The organism is Nonomuraea sp. NPDC001684, assembly GCF_053596515.1.
The window spans coordinates 1-3,016 of record NZ_JBSFGJ010000715.1; the positions used below are offsets into that span (position 1 = coordinate 1).

Genomic DNA, 3,016 nt, shown 5'->3' on the forward strand with positions numbered 1-3,016 from the left:
CAAAAGCCGTTCACCGCTGGTGAGGCCGGCCTTGTCGGTCAGGGCGGTGAGGGCGGTGGTGCCGGACGAGGGCAGGGCGGCGGCGTCGAGCAGGCTCAGGTTCTCGGGGGCTCGGGCGAGCCGCTGTTCGGGGACGGCCACGTAGTCGGCGATGGCGCCGAAGGCGAAGTGCGGCATCAGCCCCCACACCTCCTCTCCCACGCTCCAGGCGGGTACACCGGGCCCCAGGGCCGCGACGCGGCCGGTGAAGTCCCCTCCCAGGCCGCGGGGGAATCGGGCGCGGGCGATGCCGCGCAGCCTGCCTGCGCGGAAGGCGAGTTCGCCGGCGTCCACGCTCGCGGCACGGACCTCGACGAGCACTTCTCCTGGCCCGGGCCGAGGTGCGGGCACGTCGTCGACGCGCAGCACCTCGGGAGGGCCGAAACGGGTGTATTGGACGGCGCGCATGATCTCTCCCAGTCGCTTCGAGCATAAGTGGGCTGGCAGCCCACTTATGGTTCGGCTACTCTAACCGGAGCGCCAGCCCACTTGTCAAAACCTGGAGGAGGCCATGCCCCACACCACCCGGCGGCAGCCCCTGCGTGCGGACGCCCAGCGCAACTACGACCGCATCGTCAGCGCGGCCCGGGACGTCTTCGCACGTGACGGCGCCGGCGCCGCCCTGAACGAGATCGCCCGTCAGGCCGGGACGGGATCGGCGACGCTGCACCGCCTCTTCCCCTCCCGTCGCGCCCTGCTCGAAGCCGTCTTCCACGACCGCGTCGAGGAGTTGTGCGCCATGGCGGCACAACGCGCCGAGCAGAGCGAGCCGGGCCCCGCGCTCCTGACCTGGCTGGGCGACCTCAACGCCTACGCGAGCGCCAGTCGCGGTCTGGCCGCCTCGCTGCTGCACGGCAGCCGGGATGCCGACCTGCTGGAGCAGAACGAGGGCTGCCAGGCGATGATCACAGAAGCGGCGCGCGAACTCCTGCGACGAGCACAACAGGCAGGCGCCGTACGCCCAGGAATCCGCGCCGAGGACCTGCTCGCGCTCGTCAACGCCATCTCGCTGGCCACCGAGCATCACGAGGACGACCATCAGGCCGACCGGCTGCTGGACATCGCGATCAAGGGCATCAGCGGCCGGTCGGCATGACGGATCAGGTGGCCCGCACCTGGCCGGGGCGCAGGGTGTCAGTGGCGCGTGGCACTGTGACATCCATGAAGGTGAGCGTGCGTGAAGCCGTCCTCGACGCCGGACGGGCCCTTGACCTACCCGAACCGGTGACCGAGGCGTTCATTCGCCTCCTGCGCCCCTGTGTCTACCTCTGCCCCTATGACGAACTGCCGGAAGAGCTGAAGAAGAACGCCCGTCCGGCCGCTCGGGCCGTCGGGCTTCCCCATCTGCCCAAGGACCTGGAACTGCCCTCATACGTGCCGCACGTGGTGACCATCGACTGCGCCGCCCTGCCCACCGGCGTCCTCGACATCGACTTTCCCGCCGACGGCCACCTGGTCATCCTCGCCGAGATCACCGACCTCGACGAAGGCGTCGTCATCCACCTGCCGCCAGGCACCGAGACCGTCGAACGCCACTCGCAGGCGAAGGCTCACGAGCCGTTCCCGCTCTACGCGGTTCCTGGCACCACCTGGTCTGCCGCTCTTCGCTGGTCCGACGTCGCGGAAGCGGCCGACTACGCCGAGGGGGACGCCGAGCGGGCCGGCCTGGTGGCCAAGTTCCTCGATGACATGGGGGAGATTCCTGACCTCCGATGGAGATTCGACATCCAGCTCGGCGGCTACTCCCGCGCCTGGCACAACCCGGTGGAAGCGCGTGGGAAGGTGCTGTTCGCCTCCATCCCGGAGAGCGCGGTCTTCGGGGACGGCTGCATCACCCTCATCTCCGGAACCCGTGAGCAGATCGCGGAGTTCCGCTACGACGAGCTCGATTTCGACGTCGAGTGCTGACTTCCAGGTGGGTTCGACCAGGGTGATCCGACATGCGGTCAGCGTCGGACGACGCGACGACCGCGGAGCATCGGACGGTAGCGGCACGGCCGCCCACTGCTCGGCGGCCAGTGCGGCTGCGACGGCGGCACTTGCACCTCCGCCTACGGCACTCCGGACCGGCAGCTCACCGGCATCCGGCTCCAGGGCGGATGGCCGTCCCGGATGCGGCGCCGGCCGGCCCCGGCTTCTGGACCACCCTCAACCCCGAGGCCCGCTGGGTCTTCCCCGGCCGGAACCCCGAGAACCCCTCAACGCAGCCACCCTTCGAGAGCAACTCCGGCAACTCCCCGCTGTCATAAAGGAGATCCTCACCGAGGCCGGTATCAAGACGGTGCTCACCGGCATCCGGATACCGCGGATGAAATCGATCAGTAGGGTATGCCCGCTGCGGGTCCGGCTTGACGGGGTACCCGGGGCCGCATCGGGCAACGGGTCTACGACCGCTGGTTCCCCGGTTGCACGACGCCGATCGACGAGCGCGACGACGAGGCGATCCGGTGCCTCATGGTCCGTATGGCCGCCGACGGGTTCTGGGGATACGAGAACGCGCTGGGCGCCTCCATCCCCAGCAGGGTCAGGTAGCGCCTTGTAGACGACATTCTTGCCCTCATCCCTGAGCCGCCGGCATCCTGAGCGGTCCGCTCGCCGCCTGGCATGCCCTACGAGGGGCAGGGCGACTCCATCTGCCCCGGTCCTACGAAAGATGGCGGGTTGGTCGGCGGGACCGTAGACCACGGAGGGCTTCGCGTCGTGCCCGGCGGCCGCGGTGCCCGCAGGACGCCCTCCGCGCCGGCCGCTGGCGGAGGTAGGTTGTTGACGAGCGATCGGGACAAGGTGAGCCGACATGGCGCATCGAGTTCGAGGGGTGTCGAAGCAGAGAAGCGGAGACCGACATGGAATCCGTTGATCTTCCAACGGCATCCGTCCCTCTACACGCGGTGGTCGCCCCAAGAGCTATGTGCCCTGCACGGGATGTGGTTTCCCAGACCGCGCCTTACCTCAGGGCTGGGCTGTTGCAGTGTGACCT

At 69.2% G+C, this 3,016-nt stretch carries 3 protein-coding genes; 2 read left to right on the top strand and 1 reads right to left on the bottom strand.

Translation table 11 applies throughout. The annotated features are described in order from the left end of the window. Nucleotides 1-447, bottom strand: a 447-nt coding sequence (locus ACWCSD_RS50580) for an alcohol dehydrogenase catalytic domain-containing protein (protein ID WP_449926679.1), incomplete at its 3' end; no start/stop codon positions are given. 103 nt (nt 448-550) lie between these two features. On the opposite strand from ACWCSD_RS50580, the gene ACWCSD_RS50585 reads away from it, so the two are divergent. Both ACWCSD_RS50585 and ACWCSD_RS50590 read left to right on the top strand, forming a co-directional pair. Beyond that, on the top strand, nt 551-1,135 hold the full coding sequence (locus ACWCSD_RS50585; protein WP_397159102.1) for a TetR/AcrR family transcriptional regulator: 585 nt from the start codon (nt 551-553) through the stop codon (nt 1,133-1,135). A gap of 77 nt (nt 1,136-1,212) precedes the next feature. After that, entirely contained in the window at nt 1,213-1,947 is a 735-nt protein-coding gene (locus ACWCSD_RS50590) for a hypothetical protein (RefSeq protein WP_449926682.1), read from the top strand. Nucleotides 1,948-3,016 lie beyond the last annotated feature (1,069 nt).

Excerpts from the sequence above, each read along its gene's own strand:
- ACWCSD_RS50585 (WP_397159102.1), top strand. The coding sequence starts at position 551 with ATGCCCCACACCACCCGGCGGCAGCCCCTGCGTGCGGACGCCCAGCGC.